12 protein-coding genes, 1 pseudogene and 1 riboswitch are annotated in these 17,955 nt (G+C 71.6%); of the genes and pseudogenes, 4 read left to right on the top strand and 9 right to left on the bottom strand.

Features of this window, described 5'->3' with window-relative positions:
- Positions 1–143 precede the first annotated feature (143 nt).
- Both AC07AL_RS28400 and AC07AL_RS28395 read right to left on the bottom strand, forming a co-directional pair.
- Positions 144–2,435: a hypothetical protein gene (locus AC07AL_RS28400; RefSeq protein WP_400987675.1), complete on the bottom strand. Its 2,292-nt coding sequence runs from the start codon at positions 2,433–2,435 to the stop codon at positions 144–146.
- 462 nt (positions 2,436–2,897) lie between these two features.
- On the bottom strand, positions 2,898–3,374 hold the full coding sequence (locus AC07AL_RS28395) for a GNAT family N-acetyltransferase (RefSeq protein WP_478318684.1): 477 nt from the start codon (positions 3,372–3,374) through the stop codon (positions 2,898–2,900).
- Positions 3,375–3,498: 124 nt separating this feature from the next.
- On the opposite strand from AC07AL_RS28395, the gene AC07AL_RS28390 reads away from it, so the two are divergent.
- Positions 3,499–4,239, top strand: a complete 741-nt coding sequence (locus AC07AL_RS28390) for an ArsR/SmtB family transcription factor (protein ID WP_400987672.1) — start codon at positions 3,499–3,501, stop codon at positions 4,237–4,239.
- A 763-nt stretch (positions 4,240–5,002) separates the two neighbouring features.
- Positions 5,003–5,908 (top strand): trypsin-like serine peptidase, encoded by a 906-nt coding sequence (locus AC07AL_RS28385; RefSeq protein WP_363587220.1) that lies wholly within the window; start codon positions 5,003–5,005, stop codon positions 5,906–5,908.
- 304 nt (positions 5,909–6,212) lie between these two features.
- Here AC07AL_RS28385 and AC07AL_RS28380 read toward each other — a convergent pair whose 3' ends face one another.
- The 6 genes from AC07AL_RS28380 to AC07AL_RS28355 form a co-directional block, all read right to left on the bottom strand.
- Positions 6,213–6,752, bottom strand: coding sequence for a GNAT family N-acetyltransferase (locus AC07AL_RS28380; protein ID WP_363587219.1), 540 nt, complete (start codon positions 6,750–6,752; stop codon positions 6,213–6,215).
- A 346-nt stretch (positions 6,753–7,098) separates the two neighbouring features.
- Positions 7,099–9,237 carry a DUF7507 domain-containing protein gene (locus AC07AL_RS28375; protein ID WP_400987670.1) on the bottom strand — a complete coding sequence of 713 codons (2,139 nt, stop codon included), beginning with the start codon at positions 9,235–9,237 and terminating at the stop codon, positions 7,099–7,101.
- Positions 9,238–9,443: 206 nt separating this feature from the next.
- On the bottom strand, positions 9,444–9,830 hold the full coding sequence (locus AC07AL_RS28370) for a hypothetical protein (RefSeq protein WP_363587217.1): 387 nt from the start codon (positions 9,828–9,830) through the stop codon (positions 9,444–9,446).
- A gap of 214 nt (positions 9,831–10,044) precedes the next feature.
- A complete protein-coding gene (locus AC07AL_RS28365) occupies positions 10,045–11,241 on the bottom strand; it encodes a hypothetical protein (protein WP_478318682.1) in 1,197 nt (398 codons plus the stop codon).
- 392 nt (positions 11,242–11,633) lie between these two features.
- Positions 11,634–12,476 carry a siderophore-interacting protein gene (locus AC07AL_RS28360; RefSeq protein ID WP_400987666.1) on the bottom strand — a complete coding sequence of 281 codons (843 nt, stop codon included), beginning with the start codon at positions 12,474–12,476 and terminating at the stop codon, positions 11,634–11,636.
- Between the two features lie 403 nt (positions 12,477–12,879).
- Positions 12,880–13,374: a hypothetical protein gene (locus AC07AL_RS28355; RefSeq protein WP_478318680.1), complete on the bottom strand. Its 495-nt coding sequence runs from the start codon at positions 13,372–13,374 to the stop codon at positions 12,880–12,882.
- A gap of 164 nt (positions 13,375–13,538) precedes the next feature.
- On the opposite strand from AC07AL_RS28355, the pseudogene AC07AL_RS28350 reads away from it, so the two are divergent.
- Positions 13,539–13,736 (top strand): annotated as a pseudogene (locus tag AC07AL_RS28350) (STAS domain-containing protein); the annotation flags it as partial.
- Positions 13,737–13,799: 63 nt separating this feature from the next.
- Here AC07AL_RS28350 and tkt read toward each other — a convergent pair.
- On the bottom strand, positions 13,800–16,028 hold the full coding sequence (tkt, locus tag AC07AL_RS28345; protein WP_363587213.1) for a transketolase: 2,229 nt from the start codon (positions 16,026–16,028) through the stop codon (positions 13,800–13,802).
- Positions 16,029–16,574: 546 nt separating this feature from the next.
- Positions 16,575–16,779: riboswitch (cobalamin riboswitch) on the top strand.
- Positions 16,780–16,901: 122 nt separating this feature from the next.
- On the opposite strand from tkt, the gene AC07AL_RS28340 reads away from it, so the two are divergent.
- The gene (locus AC07AL_RS28340) at positions 16,902–17,846 is read left to right on the top strand and encodes an ABC transporter substrate-binding protein (protein WP_478318677.1); all 945 of its coding nucleotides are present in this window, start codon (positions 16,902–16,904) and stop codon (positions 17,844–17,846) included.
- Positions 17,847–17,955: the final 109 nt, after the last annotated feature.

Here is a 17,955-nt window from a genome sequence, read left to right as displayed (position 1 = left end):
GCATCCCCCCGTCGAACTCCACGATCGCACGGCCCCCCCCCCCCCCCACCGCCCCCCCCCCCCCCCCCCCCCCCCCCCCCCCCCCCCCCCCCCCCCCCCCCCCCCCCCCCCCGCGGTACGGGGTGCGCGGTACGGGGTGCGGGCTACTTCTTGGCCGGTGCCTTCGGGACGGCGTTGTACGGGTTGTGGTGGTGGTCGCCGATGTGCAGCTGCTCCTCCGGCGCGCCGGCGAGCTTGGGCAGGACGTGGGTGCCGGTCGGGTCGGTGATGACGATGGCGTCGCCGTCGCGGCGCACGTCGTGCGGGGAGCCCTTGGCGTAGGAGGCGAGCTCCGCGCCCGGGCCGGTGGGGGTCGAGTCGGCCACCGTACCGAACACGTTCGTGGGCAGCGTCAGTGCGGTCGCCGTCGCGCCGAGCGTGGTGTTCGCGGACTGCTCGCCACCGTACGCGGCCCCGAAGGTGGCACCGCCGGCGACGGTGGTGCCGGCGGGCACGGTGACCGGCACGGCGGTGCCGGAGGTCCCCTGGAGGGTGACCACGCCGCCCTGGATGTAGCCGGTGGCCGAGCCCGTGTTCTGGGCGTGCTGCCAGCCGGCCTGCTGCTGGAGGACCGTCCCGGAGTCGGTGAGGGTCTGGTTGACCACCGGGGTGTCCGCGGTGAACCAGGTGCGGTAGGTGGACAGGATGCCGGTGAGGGTCTGCAGTGCCAGCTTGTCGTCGGTCAGGTTGGACTGGTGCATGAAGAAGGGCCGCGGGTCGTTGGAGAGCACGTACCCGAGGGTGATCCTGACCTGCAGCGGCAGGACGTAGCTCGACCAGGCGGTGTTCGGGTCCAGCGGTGCGATGCAGGTCGTGGTGGCCGGGTTGGCCTCGCAGTTGCCGCTGCCACCGTTCGCCTTGGAGGTGTAGAGCCAGTTGTACTCGCTCACCTCGTCGGCCTGGGTGGAGACGTTGTAGAACACGTTGACCGGGTGGCGCGGGGTGCCGAGCGCGGAGGCGATCTGACGCTGCCCGCTCTCGCGGGAGGCGTCGACGCCGAGCCACTGGATGTTGTCGGCACTCAGCGCGGCCAGGAAGTTCGGGTTGTCGTCGGGCTGCTGCGGCAGCATCACGGTGCCGGAGTGCTCGCCCGCGACCAGTTCGTTCGGCCGGAACGGGAGGCCGTTGGCCTGGGCGAACTGGATGTTCTGGGTGATCTGGGAGCTGATGGTGGGCTGGTCGACGTACTCGATGGCACCCGAGGCGTCGGTCTGGCACCGCCAGGGGATCACCGAGAAGTCCTGCACGCAGCCCAGGAACGGGTGGTCGTAGGTGTGGTTGACCCACCGGAAGCTGTTCTTGTTCGCCAGCAGCGCGTCGCTCAGCGGGTCGTCGCCGCCCTGCTCCTGCTGGTACTCGACACCCGGGCCGGCGTTGAACAGGAAGTCCAGGGTGTAGCCGTTCTGCTGCTGCCAGTTCACCGTGCCGGTGACGTCGGAGGCGGCCATCCGGATGGGTGTGGTGTCCGGTACGCCGGCGGCGCAGTCGCCTTCGCCCGGGGTGCACTTGCCGCTCTGGCTCCACCGGGAGTTGGCGTTGAACAGGTCGTCGATGTGTGCCGAGAAGTAGTTGCGCCAGTAGCCCAGGTGGACGCCCCGCGTCACCCAGTCGACGATTCCGTGTGCGAGCAGCCGGAACTGCTGCTGGTCGTAGTTGTACGCGAAGGTGAGGACCAACTGCTGGCGACCGCCGCTGGTGTAGACGCCCGCGAGCACGCCCTGCGTCGAGGTGCCGGGCACCGTCTCGGTGAGGAACGGTTCGAAGTGCGATCCGGTGGCCGGGTTGTCGGGCACCGGCGTGGCCAGCGCGCCGTACGAGCCGCTGCCGCCCGCGGTGCCCTCGAACGGCACCGGGCCGTTGAGGTAGCGGAAGGCGTCGGTCCGGGCGGAGGAGGACGCGGTGGCGGTGGTCGCGTCGAGCGAACCGGTCCACGAGGGCGTGCTCAGACCGGTGTTGGCGCCCGGCCACACGTAGGAGTCGACCTGCCGGACGTGGTAGGCCTGCTCGTAGCCGGTGAGGGCGGAGAGTTCGGCGGCGGAGAGCTGGCTCGGCGCGTCGTTGGGCAGGACGACGCCCTCGAAGTGGCCGTGCGGTGTGCCGTCGGCCAGGGCGTCGGCGAGGAAGGACGCCGTGAGGGTGGCGCGGTTGCTGCTGGTGAGGTCGACCACGGTGGTCGGCACGCCCTCGGAGACCAGTTGCTTGTGGATGCCCTCGACCCACGGGTTGCCGTCGGTGACGACGAGGACGTTCAGGTCGACCCGGGAGGTCGCGGCCGCGGCCGGGACGACCGTACCGAGGGATATCACCGCGCCGGCCACGACCAGCGCGATCAGCGGCAGCGCGCGGAACGGCGTTCGGCCCGCGCGCGGGGCAGGACGGGGTTTCAGGAGTCTCATGGCGCCCACCCTGGCGCAGCGGGCGGTCGCTACGGCCGCGTTCCGCCAGACCTTGACCGATCGATGGTGGGGTTTTTGGAAACGGTTCTCGTTTCGGAAGCTTCCCCGTAACCGGCCTGCGCGCCTGCGGCCCTGCGGCCCGCTCAGAACCGGCCGCGCCGGGCGGGCCGCGGCACCGGGGGTTGTCTGCGGCGGTGCGTATCGTCCGGGGCAACAGGTGCCACAGGAGTGAGAAGGAAGGGGCGGGAATGGACGAGGTCAGGCCAGGGAGGCGCGAGTACCTCGACGGACGGAGGCGACCTGACGGCAGGCCCCCGCCGCCGCTCTGCCGGCCGCGGGGGCCAACCCGTCGGCTGCTCGCCAGCCCGTCGGCTGCTCGGGGCAGAGGCCGTATGCTCACCCGCCACCGCGGTCCTTGAGGAGCGGGCAGAACACGGCACGCAGAACCGCGGTGCTGCGGATTCAGGTGGCTGACGGCGGGTCGAGGTCCTTTGTCATGAAGACCCTGCTGGTGCCCGGCGGGTCGCACGGGACTTCGCCCAGGCGTCGCCAGCCGTGCTTCGCGTAGAAGCCGGGAGCCTGGAAGCTGATCGTGTACAGGACCGCCGTGCGGCAGCCGCGTGCGCGGGCTTCGCTTTCGGCCCGGCGCAGGATCTCACTGCCCAGGCCACCGTGGCGCAACTCGGCCGGCAGGAAGAACAGGTCGAGGAAGAACAGCCCGAGTGAGGTGCGACCGGTCAGGCCACCGATCACCTGGGAGGTCACGCAGTCACGTACCAGGACGGCCAGTGGGCGGCGGTCGTCGACGGCTGTCGAGTCGGTGTTGAACCGGTCCAGGGCGTCGGAGATGAGCGATACGTCGGCGGGCTTCGGGGCGTCGGTGACCGTGAGGCCGATGCCGGGCCAGGGGTTCGATGGCGTGTTGTCGGTGGCAGGCATGGGGCTCCCAGGGCGGTTGGCGGAAGGTGTGCGGGCGCAGGGCGCGGTGGCCTCGGCCGGTACGGGACGTTAGGGCGCGGACGCTTCGGCCGGGCCCGAAGCGAGATCGACGACAATCGGGGACATGGACCACCAGCGCGAGGGCCGGGACGTCGGCGTGGACCTGGCCGCCGTGGCCAGGCTGCTGGCCGACGACACCAGGGCGGACTTCTGCCTGGCCCTGCTGGACGGCCGGGCCTGGACGGCCACGGAACTGGCCCGCCATGCCGGTGTCGCGGCCTCGTCCGCGACCGAGCACCTGAACGTGCTCGTACGTGGCGGACTCCTCGCCGAGGAACGCCACGGACGCCACCGTTACCTGCGGATGGCCGATCCGCGCGTGATGGCCCTGATCGAGAGCCTCGCCGCACTCGCCCCGCGCCACACCCCCAGGCCGCGTTCGCTGTCGGGCTCAGGGCGGCAGCGGGCCCTGGCCCGCGCGTGGCTCTGCTACGACCACCTGGCCGGAGAGCTGGGCCTGGCCGTCACCGACTCGATGGCCGGCCTCGGCCTGTTGGCGTGGGGAGCCGATCCGTCGCTCACCGCCGAAGGGGCGGCCTGGCTCCACGACCTGGGCATCGCACTGCCCGACGCCTCCCGCAGACCGCTGGTACGCGCCTGCCTGGACTGGACCGAACGGCGCCCGCACCTGGGCGGGGCCGTCGGCGCCGCCATCTGCGGGCACGCCCTGGCCGCCGGGTGGCTGATCCGGATCGGAACCACCCGTGCCCTCGCCCTCACGGATCTGGGCAGGCACGAACTGCGCGACCACCTCGGACAGCCTGCGACCACCAAGCTGCCGCCCTGGGACCAAGAGGCGGATTGACGGCCATGGGATGAACGGTCCCGGTGCTGGTGGGGCCGTGGCGGTGGAAGGACCGCACGGGTTGGGTGAGTTGCGAGGCCTGGTCCCCGACCGCTCCGCACGACGCCCGGCCCGCCGCCGCCGGACAAACACCGGACTCGTCCTCGCCCGCGTCGCCGTTTGCTGCTCACCCACCGGTCGAACCGCCCGCCGACCTTCCAGCCAGGGGCGACCGACAGCTCGTACTGGTAGTAGGCCCGGAACTCCTCGGCGTACCGGTACCTCGGATCGGTGCCGGTGAACTCCCGCTCGCACCAGTCCCCGATCCGGTCCGCGAGGTCGGCCCCCAGCTCCAGCGGCGCCGGGTACTCCGTCACCACCTCCGGGTGCAGCACGCACGGCTCGGGCACGTAGTCGCCGTCATTCTCCACGTCAGCCGGTAGCGGCGGATCGGTCAGCAGCGCGTCGACCTGCGCGGAGGAGCCCCACACCACCCTGGCCGCGGGCAACCGCGACGGATCGTGGTTCAGCGGACACCACAGCACCTGCAGCAGGTCCGCGCCCTCAGGGCACGGCAGCAAGGGGATGTAGCGCGCGTAGAGCTGGGCCACCGGCAGCAGGGGCGGCATCGGCGGGCCGAGGACGGTGATCACCACGTTGGGCCGCGGTCGCCGGCGCCGGTCGCCGCGCCGGCCATTGACATGTTGTTGACTCGTTGTTGACATGCTGCCTCCAAGCTGACGGGACAGCAGACAGCACACCCCACAGCGAAGGAAGGACAACCATGCGCATGCGCGGTCTCCTCGCAGCAGTCGTGGCATCGGTGGCGGCCCTCGGCATGGCCGTGCCGGCCTCGTCCGCCGCACCGGCCACGGACGCCAAGCCGATCGAGCGGGTCAGCGGCAAGAGCCACGTCTTGATCAACCCGGCGAATGCCGGCAGTACGAGCTGGGCGCCCGAGAAGGAGAGCTCCCTCGACGGCCAGCCGCTGACGATCCACGCGACCGAACCGACCGTCAGCCCGAACGGAGGCGCCAAGGCCAACGCCGACGCGATGGCCGGCGCCAAGGCCAGCGTCTGGGGCACCACGGGGCGGCTGCTCACCGGGGACGGCGTGTGCACCGCCAACGTCGTCTCCAGCGCCAACCGCGATGTCATCGCCACCGCCCGGCACTGCGTGGAGGGCGGGCACGACTTCAAGTTCGCTCCCGGCTACGACGCGGGGAACGCCCCCTACGGCTGGTGGACCTGGCGGGCGGCCGGCTGGGTCGACGCCCCCGCTCCGCAGGGCGACATCGCCTTCCTCGTGCTGAACACGCTGAACGGCCGACACATCGCGGATGTCGTCGGGGCCACCGGCATCGGGTTCAACCGGGACATCAACAACTACGCGCACATCATCGGCATCCCCGGAGTGGTCCCCGCCGAGCGGGAGCACATGCTCTGGTGCGGCGGCCAGCCGGTGGCCGGCCCCGAGCAGCCGCCCACCGCGCGGATCGACAACTGCATCGGACTGGGCGGAGGTGCCAGCGGCGGGCCGTTCTTCGTGAACTACGACCAGAACGACGGCTCGGCCGTTCAGACCGGCGACTTCGTCACGGGCAACAGCTGGCAGGGCAAGTGGTGGGCGGTGAGCGCCTACTACCGTGACGACGCCTACAACGTCTTCAACGGGGCTCAGAACGCCTGATCGCGCGCGCGGTACCGGTCCCCTGTCCCCGGTACTCCAGCCGGACCTCGATGCCGAGCCTGCTGGAGTACCGGGGCAGGGGGCCGGTGCTGCTCCGCGCCAGTTCGCGGACGGCGCACCCGTCACGACGGCCACTACCGACACGCGCGCGCCGGGCCCCCGCCCGTCTGGACGCGCGCGAAGCGCCTCTCTCCGCCACGAGAGAACGACAGGTGCGCCGACTCCTGACGGCGTCCGGCCGAGAACCCACGGGTCCCTCCCGCGCGCAGGTGGGCGGGGGCTCCCCGGCGGTTGCGTCGCAGACTCAATCGGACGGCGTGGCCGGGGAGCGCATGCCGAGCCACTGCTCGGCGCCCCAGGCCTCGAACCGCTCCACCTCGGTGAACCCCAGCTTCGCCGCCAGACGCATCGAGCCCACGTTGGCGCTCTGGGTGGTGAGCACCACCGGCTCGCCGGGAAGCGCGCCGGCGAGCCAGCCGAGTGCCGCCGCGCACGCCTCGGCGGCGTACCCGAATCCCCACGCCCGCGGCAGGAACAGGTAGCCGAGATCGATCTTCCCCGCGGCAGCCGGACGGCGGTGCCCCGTCGCCCTCCTGAGCAGGATCTGGCCGATCATCGACCCGTCGAGCTCGACGACGAAACTCCCGGGCCACCGCTCGGGCGCCCCGGGCATCTCGCGCTCAAGCTCGTCACGCGGCCGGGGGCCACCGAGGTAGGCGTGCACCTCCGGCGAGGCGAGCAGCTCGATGAACGCCGCACGGTCCCGGATCTCGGACGCACGGAGCACGAGCCTCCCGGTCCTGACCGGCTCAGGCGGCCACACCACAGCTCCCAGATCTTCCATTCGCGCACGCTAACAGGTGGTCAACCCGACCGACCCGACACCCCGGGACACAGCGCCCCAGGGCGGCGGGCACCGCCGGGACGGCCGGTGGCAGGCCGGGGTCGTTCGCCCGTCCGGCTTCCCGCACGAGGTGGTGTTCCGCCGCCACCCGTCCTGCCAGCAGCTCAGCATCGTGCGCGAGGAGGACTTCGCCTGCGTCCTCTGCGCCGAGGCCCCGCCGCAGAGGTGGAACGTCGACCGGCCCGGACGCTGGACGAAGCGCTGCGTGAACGCGGTGCGGGAAGACGCCGACCGGGAAGACACCGTGCGGGAAGGGGACGCGAGGGCCGGGGGTGGCGAGGTACCGTCAGTCATTCTCCTGGTCGGGCTCGCGCTCGGTGAGCCCCTTGCGGCAGTGGCCGTGGCCGGGGTGCTTGTGGCAGTAGGAGTCCTTCTCCTCCCCCACGGTGATGGTGGCCTTGGCGGGTTCGCTGACGATCGGGTTCCCGTGCGGGGCGGTGGCCGCCGCGAACGCCACGTTGGTGAGGTCGCAGCCCTTCTCGGCGCCGCCGCGGTGGTGGGCCGCCTTACAGGCTTCGATGTCGGCCAGGGTGATCGTGTAGGTGCCGTGGCAGGTGGTGCTGGCCCCGGGCGTCAACGTGGTCGCCTCGCAGCTGACGCTGGCGATGCGGTCGTCGTTGACCAGCACGCCGTGCAGGTCGGTGCTGCCGGTATTGGTGACCGTGTAGGAGTACTCCACCGTGTCGCCGACGGCGTAGGGGCCGTGCGAGAGCACCCGCTTCTTCAGGGCGAGGTGCGGCGCCCCGATCGGCAGCGTCAGTTGGGTTTGCGGGGACGTGACCGGCTGGCCGTTCGCCGTACCGGTGGCGGTGGCGGTGTTGGTGACGGAGCCGGCCGCAGCGTCGTTCTCGGTGATCGTGTACGTGCCGTGGCAGGTGGTTCGGTCGCCCGGGCTCTCCGCCGGGGCGAGCGCGGTCGAGGCGCAGGTGATGTCGGCGACGTGGTCGTCGGTCACGTGGACGCCGGTCAGCTCGGTGCCCCCGGTGTTCTGGACGGTGTAGCGGAAGGTGACCGTCTGCCCGACCGTGTAGGGGCCGGGCGTCTGCACCTGCTTCTCGATGGCGAGGCCGGGCGGCCGTTCGATCGGCACGCTCTGCGAGGACGGCGGCGAGGAGACCGGTCGGCCGCCCGAAGCGCCGGTCGCGGTGGCCGTGTTGTCGATGGAACCGTGGGTCACGTCGGCGGTGGTGACGGTGTAGGTGGCAGTGCAGGTGACCGTATGACCGCTCGCGAGCGTCGTCGTGGGACACGAGACCGGGCCGACCTTCGGGTCGTTGACGGCGAGGCCGGTGATGTCCGTGGCACCGGAGTTGGTGACCACGAAGTCGTACGGCACCCGCGTCCCGGCCACCAGGTCACCGGGCAGCGGCTGCCGGACCTGCTTGACGAGGTTCAACTGCGGCAGCGGCTGGTTGCTGCTCACCACCACGTTGCGGATGAGGTGCACGTCGGTGAACAGACCGGTGGAGGCCGCGAACCCGAACTTGTAGGTGGCGGGCACCGGTTGCGGGGCGGGTGTGCTGAGCACCTGGTGGGAGCCGGTGCCGTCGTTGAAGTCGACCGACACGGTGAGCACCGGGTCGGGCGTCGGGGTGAGCTCGACAAGGACCCGGCGGCGCGAGGGTTCGAGCGCGGTCTCGGCCTGGGCGGGGGTGGCCCCCGGGGGCAGCGCGGTGAGCGGCCCTTGCAGGGTGCCCGGGAGCGTCGACGGCCAGGGTGCGGTGGTGCTGAAGTTGCTGGTGGTGGCGGTCAGGAAGCAGTAGCCCTCGATCCCGTCGCCCGGGCCGCGCACCGTGACCATGTTGGCCCCGGGGCCTGGGACGCGGAACGCCGTCCCGGCGGGCGAGCGGGTGGGACAGCCGTTGCCGCGGTGCTCCCAGTCGCCGAAGTAGTTCCCGAGGACATCGAGCCCCACGCCCAGGTAGCCGCGGTCCACACCGGGCAGGAAGGTGGCGGTGGGATCGTCGTCGGGAAGCTTCTGCGCGTACCCGAGGCTGCCGCCGAAGGCGCCGGGGTGGGTCAGCGCGCCGTCGCCGTTCACCAGGAAGAACGAGATGCCGTCAGCGGGGTTGGCCGGGGTCGTGCTCCCGTACTGCCACTGGTCGAAGGTGACATCGAGGCCCTGGTTGGCGGGCAGCGCGTTGTTGTAGAGGACCGCGCCGGCCTGGTCGTTGGACGCGTCCGTCAGCCGCAGATAGCCGTGCGGCGCTCCGCCGGGGGGCGGCACCGGGCCCACGCCGCCCGGGCAGCCGCCGAGCGGATGGTCCCCGGGGCCGGGCGCGGCGGCAGCCGGCGCGCCGGTGAGACAGGCCGACCCCACGCCGGTGAACTCCGGGGCGGCGGCCTGGGTGAACGTCTCGCTGACCAGGGGCGAGCCTCCGGCCCGAGGCTGCGCCTGGGTCCCGATGTCCAGGCACAGGGGCATTCCGGCGCCCACGATCAGGGCCAGGGCCCCTGCGGCGAGCCGGGCCGTCCGGACGCGCCGCGGGCGCTGTCCGGGAGGGACTGAGTGCTGTTCATGTGTCATGTCCCCACATATAGCAGTCACTCTGAGTATTCATCACAAAGGCAAGCTGTTACGAAATTACCCTTCGGTGACTTCGCTGCCTACTGCGGGGGGATCCGGGCCCGCTATCGCACGACGAGAATCTCCGGCATCGGCAGGCACCACTCGCCCAGCATCCCGATGAGGATCCGGCGGGCCAGTTCCCGGGCTTCGATCCACCCTGGATCGACCGTCAGAGCCTCCCTGTCCCACCGGTCCGAGTTCTCCCGGCCGCTCATCCCGGCGAAGATCGCATCGATCGCTCGAAGGTCACGTAGCGCCTCGCGGCTGAGATCCCCGTCCTCGACCAGGCCCTCGGCCATGCGGAAGGCGTGGTCGAAGTCCAGGGCGACCTCATCCGTCGAGACACCCTGCTCGTCCACCCAGGTCAGCTGAGCCGAGGGATCGGCCGCCAGCACGGCCAGCGCCTCGACAAACAGGCGTTCACGGAAAGGAGCATCAGGGACTCTCACCTGGGAATCGTTGCACGGCTCAGCGGGGTAGGTTCCGAGGCCTGGACATGGAGGACCAGGACATGGTCATGCTCGACGCTGACACCGCCGGCTACGCTTCCCGCACCCCCAAGGGCCCTCGCCGAACCGCCCCGAGGCGGCCTGATGAGATTGGTGGGGGCGTTCGAGAGAACTCTTCCGGCGATCAACGACGAGTACGTGGACGATCGCGGGGTCACCGGGCGAGTTCGGGTACCAGTTCGGCGGCTGCTTCGATGCGGTCGAGGACGTTCCGGGCGGAGTCCGACAGCGGGTAGCGGCCGGCGTCGGCGCGGGTGGCGCGCGATCGGTCGGCGTCCGCGCGGGAGAGCGACGACAGCCCTCTGGCCAGCAGGTTCAGGGGGTGGTCGAGGTCGAGGACCACGGTGGAGTAGAAGCCGTCGGCGCTGTCGCGGGTCGGCGGGAACAGGCCGCCCTCGTAGACGGCGAGCCTGCCGTACGGTGCTGACTCGAAGTGCCCGATGCCGGTGTCGAGGGAGCCCAGGAAGGGCGGCGAGGTCCGGCTGTCCAGGGACGTCTGGTCGTAGAAGAAGTTCTCGTTGCCGCCGTCCCCGACCAGGAGGTCCCAGGCGGGCACGGGGCTGAGCCTGTGCAGGGCCCTGGGTGGTGGGAACGAGGCGGGGTGCAGCGGGCGCAGGCGGTCGCCGGCCACCTGCCACCGCTGCAGGCCACGGTCCAGGCCGGCCGTGACCAGGGAGTCGGCGGTGAACGCGATGGCGCTGATCGGTCCGTGGCCGAGGTGGTCGTCCGCGGCGAACTCGTGCATCGGTTCGAGCCTGCTGTCGGTGATCAGGATCCGGAACCCGTCGGCGAACGCGATCCGGGTGCCGGAGGGGTCGACGGCGAACAGGTCGGCGCGGTTGAAGCCGAACTCCGCCAGGTCGAGCTGCAGCTCCTGGCCGCCGGAGAACCCGAGCGCCGCCCTGACCAGCCTCAGGCCCGTCACGAAACCGTCGGCCGTCGCCTCCACCCGTGCTCCGAGCAGCGCCGTGCCGCCGGCCAGGACCGTCTCCCCGCCGGGTGTGTACTCGACGAGTTCCGCGTTCCGGAGGTGGCCGTCGCCGGCGAAGTCGCGCAGGGCGACCACGGTATCCGCGTCCACGCAGCACAGCGACACGTGGTTCGTCGGGCCTTCGTAGAACTCGTTCAGGACGCCGGTGCGGTCCACGGTCGCGATCCGGCACCGGTGGAGGTCCTCGCCGATCAGGTTGATCGCGGCCAGCGGCAGCTGATGGCAGAAGCCGACCGGGCCGGCGGCGTTGAGAGCGGACGGCAGCACCCGCGACGCCGACGCGTGGACCGACTCGCTGACCCGTGCCACCTCCCGACGGTCGGTCTCGGCCAGCAGCTGGGCCAGCTGGCGCTCCGCCATTCCCTGGGGCTGCCACCGCGATGGCTTCAGGTGGGCGGCTGCCGCCGCGGCCTGCGGGAAGGGGAGGGACAGCACCAGCTTCCACAGACCGCCCCAAGCCCCCTGCCGGGCCAGTGACCTGGCCAGCTCCTGCGTACTCCCGCTTCCCTCGTCTCCCCTGCCGCCGCCCCGTCCGCCGAAGAGCCTCGACATCGCCCAACCCCCTGTCGACTGCGCCGAATTGGCCTTCTGGAATTCTCCCTCAGTGATCATGAAACCGGTACTGGGCCGGAGGCATGCGCGGCGAGGACAACTATTCCGTGTACAGCGTCGACGGAGGCGGGAGTGCGGGCGGCGGGGGGCCGCCAGGGGCGGGCAGAGGCCGGGGAGGGGCGGCCACCCGGCCGCGTAGATCAGCCGGCCGACTCCTGCTCGGCCTCCACCTGGGCGTTCCACTCGCGCTTGGCCGCCCGCCAGGCCTCGTCACTCTGACCGGACCGCCAGTAGCCCGAGACCGACAGCCGCTCGCGCGGGATGCCTCGCTCCACGCGCAGCAGGCGCCGCAGTTCCTTCACGAAGCCCGCCTCACCGTGCACGAACGCGGATGCCGTGCCGGCGGGGAATTCCAGCGCGCCCACCGCCTCGACCAGCGCCTCGCCCACCGGGCGGGCGCCGCGGTGCAGCCAGCTGATCTCGGCCCCGGAGGGCGAGACGATCTTCTGCTCCTCCGCGGCGTCCGCGACCTCGACGAAGGCGTGCACCACGGCATCGGCCGGCATCCGCTCCAGCGCCGCGGCGATCGCGGGCAGCGCGCTCTCGTCGCCCACCAGCAGGTGCCAGTCGGCGCTCGCGTCGGGGGCGTAGCCGCCGCCGGGGCCCAGGAAGCGCACCGTCTCGCCGGGCTGTGCGCGGGCCGCCCAGGGCCCGGCCAGGCCCTCGTCACCGTGCACCACGAAGTCGATGGTCAGCTCGCGCAGGGCCGGGTCCCAGGCCCGCACGGTGTACGTCCGGGTGATCGGCCGCTGCTCGGGCGGGAACTCCTCGCGGATCCGCGCCATGTCGAAGGGCTCCGGGTAGCTCACGCCCTCGGGCGCGAAGAGCACCTTGATGTAGTGGTCGGTGAACTCGGTGGCGTCGAAGTCCTCCAACCCCGCACCGCCGAGGACCAGGCGCACCATGTGCGGTGTGATCCGCTCGGTGCGCAGCACCTGTGCTTCGCGCGCCTGCGGTGTCCGGCGGGTCGGTTGGTCTGCCATGGTGCCCCCCTGGGCTGTGTGGTCGCGCGTCTTGGTTAGGCTTGCCTAAGTTAGCACCCTTGAGGCGGTGCTCGACGCAGGGACGGCAGCCGATCCCCATTCCGCCCACGACCGGGAACGTGACGCCCCGGCAGCCCTGCTGCGGCTCGCGGACGCGACAAGGTCGTACGGAGCCGCCGCGACCGGTTCGGCGCAGCCAGACCGCGCCGCGCGCCGCCCGGGAGCCGACCACCGAGGTCGCCGTCCGCAGAGCGGCCGCGCCGCACTCCCCGGACCGATCCGGCACCGCAACCCGCTCGGGAGGATAGGGAGCGGGCGGCCGGTCAGGACGCCGTTACGATTTCGGCCGCCCTGCCGGAGGCACTCGTGGTTCAGGTGGCGGGCGACCGGGTGGGGTCGGGCCTCAGGCGCGCCGCACCACGAAGGTGACCTCCGCGTTGTTCCCCCCTCCGCCGATCACCTGGCAGGTGAGACCCGCACCGACAGTGCACTCGTTGACGTTCGACCCGGCGTAGGGGTTGCTCCAGTGGATCAACCCGCTCCAGGTGTCCACGCCGAAGCCGATCTGCCCCTCGGTGCCCGTCAGGAACCCGCACGACTCGGTCTTCCAGCTGGGGGCCACGTTCGGCAGGATGTAGCTCGGGGGCAGAGGACTGCCGGCGCTCCAGCACCCGTGGGCCAGGGTGGCCGAGCCGAGGTAGAGCATGCTGCTGGTCTGGTTCGACAGGGTGACCTGGGTGCTGCGCACCGCGTAGGCGGCGGACGCCACTGGGGCGGCCGACCGCGTCGTTCCGGCGGAGGGGCCGGCGGCCTGCGCCGCGGGAGCCAGGGCCAAGCCGGCGCTCAGCGCCAGGACGGCGGTCAGTACGGAGGACTGGACAACACGCTTGGAGGTCATGGCAGCCAACTCTCTATCGGAGGATGGTCAGGTACATGCCTCAACGGGATGGCGGACCTCGTTGGTTCACCAACCGCCACGACGTGCGGGAATGAGGGCTTGTGTGAGGTTGCGACCAGTCCTGTGGTTCCACCCTCCTCCGAGGGCGGAACAGCGAGACCGGTCTGGAGTTCTGCGACTCCAGCGGCATCACCGCTCTGCTGGCCGTCCGCAACGTGGCCGCCGAACAGGGCGCCGACATGGCCTTGGCCGCGGTCCCGGCCAACACCATCAGGATTCTGCACATCGTCGGACTGGACCGGGTCTTCGCCCTCCACCCCGACGTCTCGGCGGCCACCGCCACCAGCCCCACGGCACTCTGATCACAAGGAGCGTGCCAACGGTGCCGGGCCGCGCGAAGCGGACATCGGCCTCCTGCCCACCGTTCAAGTGTCGGAGCGGCTGAGGTCCCCGGTGCCACCTGTGGTCGGGGTGGAGGTCTGCTGGTGGCCGCCGGGACGCGGTGCCCGCCGGGTGTCGAGGATGCTGTCGCGGGCGGCTGCGGCGACCGCCTGGGGGGTGATGCCGAACTCGGTGTACAGGCGCTGGTAGTCGGCGGACGCGCCGTAGTGCTCCAGGCTGACGATCCGTCCGGCGTCGCCCACCATCTCCCGCCAGCCCTGTCCGACGGCGGCCTCGACGCTCACCCGGGCCCGTACGTCCAGGGGCAGAACATGGTCCTGGTAGTCCTGGGGCTGGGCGGCGAACCACTCCCGGCAGGGCATCGACACCACCCGCACCGCGAGTCCCCCGGCCGCCAGCAGGGTGCGGGCCTCCAGGGCGAGGTGCACCTCGGAGCCCGTCGCGATGAGGATGACGTCCGGCGTCGCGCCGCCCGGAGCCTCGGCCAGGACGTACCCGCCCCGAGCCGCTTCCCGTGCGGGGGCGAACTCGCCGCTGTCGCGGTCGAGGACAGGCAGGTTCTGGCGACTGAGGACCAGTCCGGCCGGGCGGTCGCGGTGTTCGAGGATGGTGCGCCAGCACGCGGTGGTTTCGTTGGCGTCGGCTGGGCGCACGACGTCCAGACCGGGGATGGCACGCAGTGCGGCCAGGTGTTCGACGGGCTGGTGGGTGGGGCCGTCCTCGCCCAGGCCGATGGAGTCGTGGGTCCAGACGTACGTGACCGGAAGTCGCATCAGGGCGGCCAGCCGGACGGCGGGGCGCATGTAGTCGGAGAAGGTCAGGAACGTGCCGCCGTAGGGGCGGGTCAGGCCCTGCAGGGCGATGCCGTTGAGGATCGCGCCCATGGCGTGTTCACGGATGCCGAAGTGCAGGGTGCGCCCGTAGGGGCCGCCCTTCCAGTTCTTTGTCTGGCGGTCGGTGGGGACGAAGGACGGCTGGCCGACCATGGTGGTGATGTTGCTGCCGGCCAGGTCGGCGGAGCCGCCCCACAGCTCGGGCAGGACCGGGGCCAGTGCGGTGAGGACCTCGCCCGAGGCGGCGCGGGTGGCCATGCCCTTGGCGTCGGGGGGAAAGGTCGGCAGGACGTCCGCCCAACCGTCGGGCAGCCGCTGCTCCCGCAGTCGGTCCAGCAGGACGGCGCGCTCGGGGTTCGCCGTGCGCCAGGCCGCGAACCTCTCGTCCCACTCGGCGTGCACCTGCCGGCCGCGGTCGGCGGCCTCGCGTGTGCGGCCCAGGACGTCCTCCTCGACGATGAAGTGCTCTTCGGGGTCGAAGCCCAGCAGCCGCTTGGTGGCGGCGACCTCGTCCTCGCCCAGCGCGGATCCGTGGGCCTTGCCGCTGTCCTGCTTGGTCGGGGCGGGCCAGCCGATCACGGTGCGCAGCATGATCAGCGAAGGGCGGCCGGTCTCCTGCCGGGCGGCGCGGGTGGCCGCCAGGAGCACGTCGACGTCCTCGACGTAGCGGCCGGTGCGCGTCCAGTCCACGGTCTGCACGTGCCAGCCGTAGGCGGCGTAGCGGGCCGGGACGTCCTCGCTGAAGGAGATGTCGGTGTCGTCCTCGATGGAGATGTGGTTGGAGTCGTAGAAGACGATGAGGTCGCCGAGTTCCTGGTGCCCTGCCAGGGAGGCGGCCTCGCCGGTGACGCCCTCCATCATGTCTCCGTCGGAGGCGATCACGTAGACGTGATGGTCGAAGGGGCTGGTGCCCGCTTCGGCGTCCGGGTCGAGGAGACCACGTTCGCGGCGGGCGGCCATCGCCATGCCCACCGCGCTGGCCAGGCCCTGGCCCAGCGGGCCGGTGGTGATCTCCACGCCGGGGGTGTGCCGGTGTTCGGGGTGCCCGGGGGTGGCGGAGCCCCAGGTCCGGTAAGCCTGCAGGTCCGAGAGTTCCAGGCCGTAGCCGGCCAGGTAGAGCTGGATGTAGAGGGTCAGGCTGGAGTGGCCGCAGGAGAGCACGAAGCGGTCCCGTCCCAGCCACCGGTCGTCGCCGGGGTCGTGGCGCATGACGTTCTGGAACAGCAGGTACGCCAGTGGGGCCAGGCTCATCGCGGTGCCCGGATGGCCGTTGCCGACCTTCTGCACCGCGTCGGCGGCCAGCAGCCGCACGGTGTCCACCGCCCGCGCGTCGACCTCGTCCCACCCTGTCCGCCCTGCCACCGGATCCGCGAGGGATTCGTCGCGCCGCGCGGTAGCGTCGTTCTGGTCGTTCGCCATGCCGTTGCTCCTTCGTCTCGGCTTGTCGTCCATCGTTCCTCCGGCACTGGGCGGGCACGACCGCCGGGCCGTCGCCCGCGTGATTGCTGGTGATGTACGAACTATCCCCAGGGGTGGCGCTCTGTCCGGCACGACACACCCTTTCGGTGAGCCGCTCCGCCTCGTCGCTTGCCCCCGAAGTGGGGGAACACACCCCTGACCACCCGTCGCAGGTCCGCGGGAGGGCGTGCGCGGGCCCCCCTTCGACGGCCCGGTGCCTCCGCCGCCGAGCAGGGTCGGTGACGGCGTGCTCGATCCGCTCGACGCCGACGACCAGCCGCGTCTCCGCCCGCCGGCCGAGTGGCGGCGCCCTACTTCCCCGTCACGTGCCCGGACGAGGTCCTGGACCACCACCTGCGGCACTACGCCGTCGAGTTCAGGAACTGGATCGTCGCCGCCCGCACCTGAGACCCCCGACCGGGCCCCGTGGCCGATCCCTCCCGCAACCCCAGGAACGGTCCAGACGACCATCCCACGGGCTGGCCAGCACCGACCTGACCACGCCTGATACCTTGCCATCGCCGTGGTGTACGGGAAACCGGTCTGAGTCCGGTGCGGCCCTCGCCACTGTTGCCGCGGAGTTCCGCGGCCCTCGCTGACCGGCTTTTCCAGCGGTCAGGGCCACTGGGCGGGTTGGAAGAGCCGTCCGGGAAGGTCGGCCGCGGCGCGTTGATGCGGAAGCCAGGAGACCGGCCACGGCGCTACATGTTCCACGAGGGTTTTGGAGAACACGTGCCCAGCGGTCTGCCGTATCCGTTCCGTTCCATATGTTCCGTACGTCCCACAGGTCCGATACGTGTCGGCCGGGCGGTCGCGGCCTTCCTGTTCATCGGCATGCTCGGAGCTTGCACGGGCGCCCCCGCGCCCACCACGTCCGGCGGGACGACCGGAACTGCCGCGCCGGTCAGCGTCGACAATTGCGGGTCCACCGTGACGGTCGGCGCGCCGCCCGACCGGCTGGTGACGCTCAACGAGGGTGCCACCGAGGTGGCCCTGGCCCTCGGCCTGCAGTCCCGCATGGCCGGTACCGCCTACCTCGACGATTCCATCCCGGAGAAGTGGAAGGCGGCCTACGACTCCGTCCCGGTGCTCTCCAAGGACTACCCGACGAAGGAGAAGCTCCTCGCGGCCCGTCCCGACTTCCTGTACGCCTCCTACTCCAGCGCGTTCACCGACAAGGTCGCGGGCACCCGGGGGGAACTGCGCGGCCAGGGCATCCTGTCGTACCTGTCCCCGTTCGGCTGCTCGGACAAGAGCCAGGTGCCGCCGACGACCTGGCAGGCGGTGTGGGGCGAACTGAACGACGTCGCCAAGGTCTTCGGTGTCACGGAGCGGGCCGCCGCGATCCAGCAGCAACAGGAGCAGCAGCTGGCCGAGTTCACGGCGACGGCCGCGGGCAAGGGCTTGAAGGTCCTGTGGTACGACTCGGACACCAAGGCGCCGTTCGTCGGGGCCGGCCACGGCGGACCTCAACTCGTTCTCAATGCCGTGGGCGCCCGCAACGTCTTCGGGGACCTGTCCGGTGGCTGGCAGAACGTGAGCTGGGAGAAGGTCGTCGCGGCGGACCCGGACGCCATCGTGGTCGCGGACGCCGGCTGGGACACGGCCCAGTCCAAGATCGACTACTTGGAGAACGACCCGGTGCTGAGCAAGCTCACCGCCGTGCAGCGCAAGGCTTTCGTGGTGGTGCCGTTCTCGGAGTCGACTCCCGGCGTGCTGCTCGCCGACGGTGCCGCCCGGGTGTCCGCGGGACTGGGCCGACTGCACCCGGGTTCATGACCGCGCCCCACCCCGGGGGGGGGGGGGGGGGGGGGGGGGGGGGGGGGGGGGGGGGGGGGGGGGGGGGTGGGGGGGGGGGGGGTGGGGTGGGGGGGGGGGGGGGGAGAAG

The organism is Kitasatospora sp. NPDC043949, assembly GCF_056435365.1.
This window is presented reverse-complemented; position numbering and strand designations above follow the sequence as displayed.

Coding starts and splice junctions, on each gene's coding strand:
- AC07AL_RS28400 (WP_400987675.1), bottom strand. CDS start 2,435: ATGAGACTCCTGAAACCCCGTCCTGCCCCGCGCGCGGGCCGAACGCCG.
- AC07AL_RS28395 (WP_478318684.1), bottom strand. CDS start 3,374: ATGCCTGCCACCGACAACACGCCATCGAACCCCTGGCCCGGCATCGGC.
- AC07AL_RS28390 (WP_400987672.1), top strand. CDS start 3,499: ATGGACCACCAGCGCGAGGGCCGGGACGTCGGCGTGGACCTGGCCGCC.
- AC07AL_RS28385 (WP_363587220.1), top strand. CDS start 5,003: ATGCGCATGCGCGGTCTCCTCGCAGCAGTCGTGGCATCGGTGGCGGCC.
- AC07AL_RS28380 (WP_363587219.1), bottom strand. CDS start 6,752: ATGGAAGATCTGGGAGCTGTGGTGTGGCCGCCTGAGCCGGTCAGGACC.
- AC07AL_RS28375 (WP_400987670.1), bottom strand. CDS start 9,237: ATGCCCCTGTGCCTGGACATCGGGACCCAGGCGCAGCCTCGGGCCGGA.
- AC07AL_RS28365 (WP_478318682.1), bottom strand. CDS start 11,241: ATGGCGGAGCGCCAGCTGGCCCAGCTGCTGGCCGAGACCGACCGTCGG.
- AC07AL_RS28360 (WP_400987666.1), bottom strand. CDS start 12,476: ATGGCAGACCAACCGACCCGCCGGACACCGCAGGCGCGCGAAGCACAG.
- AC07AL_RS28355 (WP_478318680.1), bottom strand. CDS start 13,374: ATGACCTCCAAGCGTGTTGTCCAGTCCTCCGTACTGACCGCCGTCCTG.
- tkt (WP_363587213.1), bottom strand. CDS start 16,028: ATGGCGAACGACCAGAACGACGCTACCGCGCGGCGCGACGAATCCCTC.
- AC07AL_RS28340 (WP_478318677.1), top strand. CDS start 16,902: ATGCTCGGAGCTTGCACGGGCGCCCCCGCGCCCACCACGTCCGGCGGG.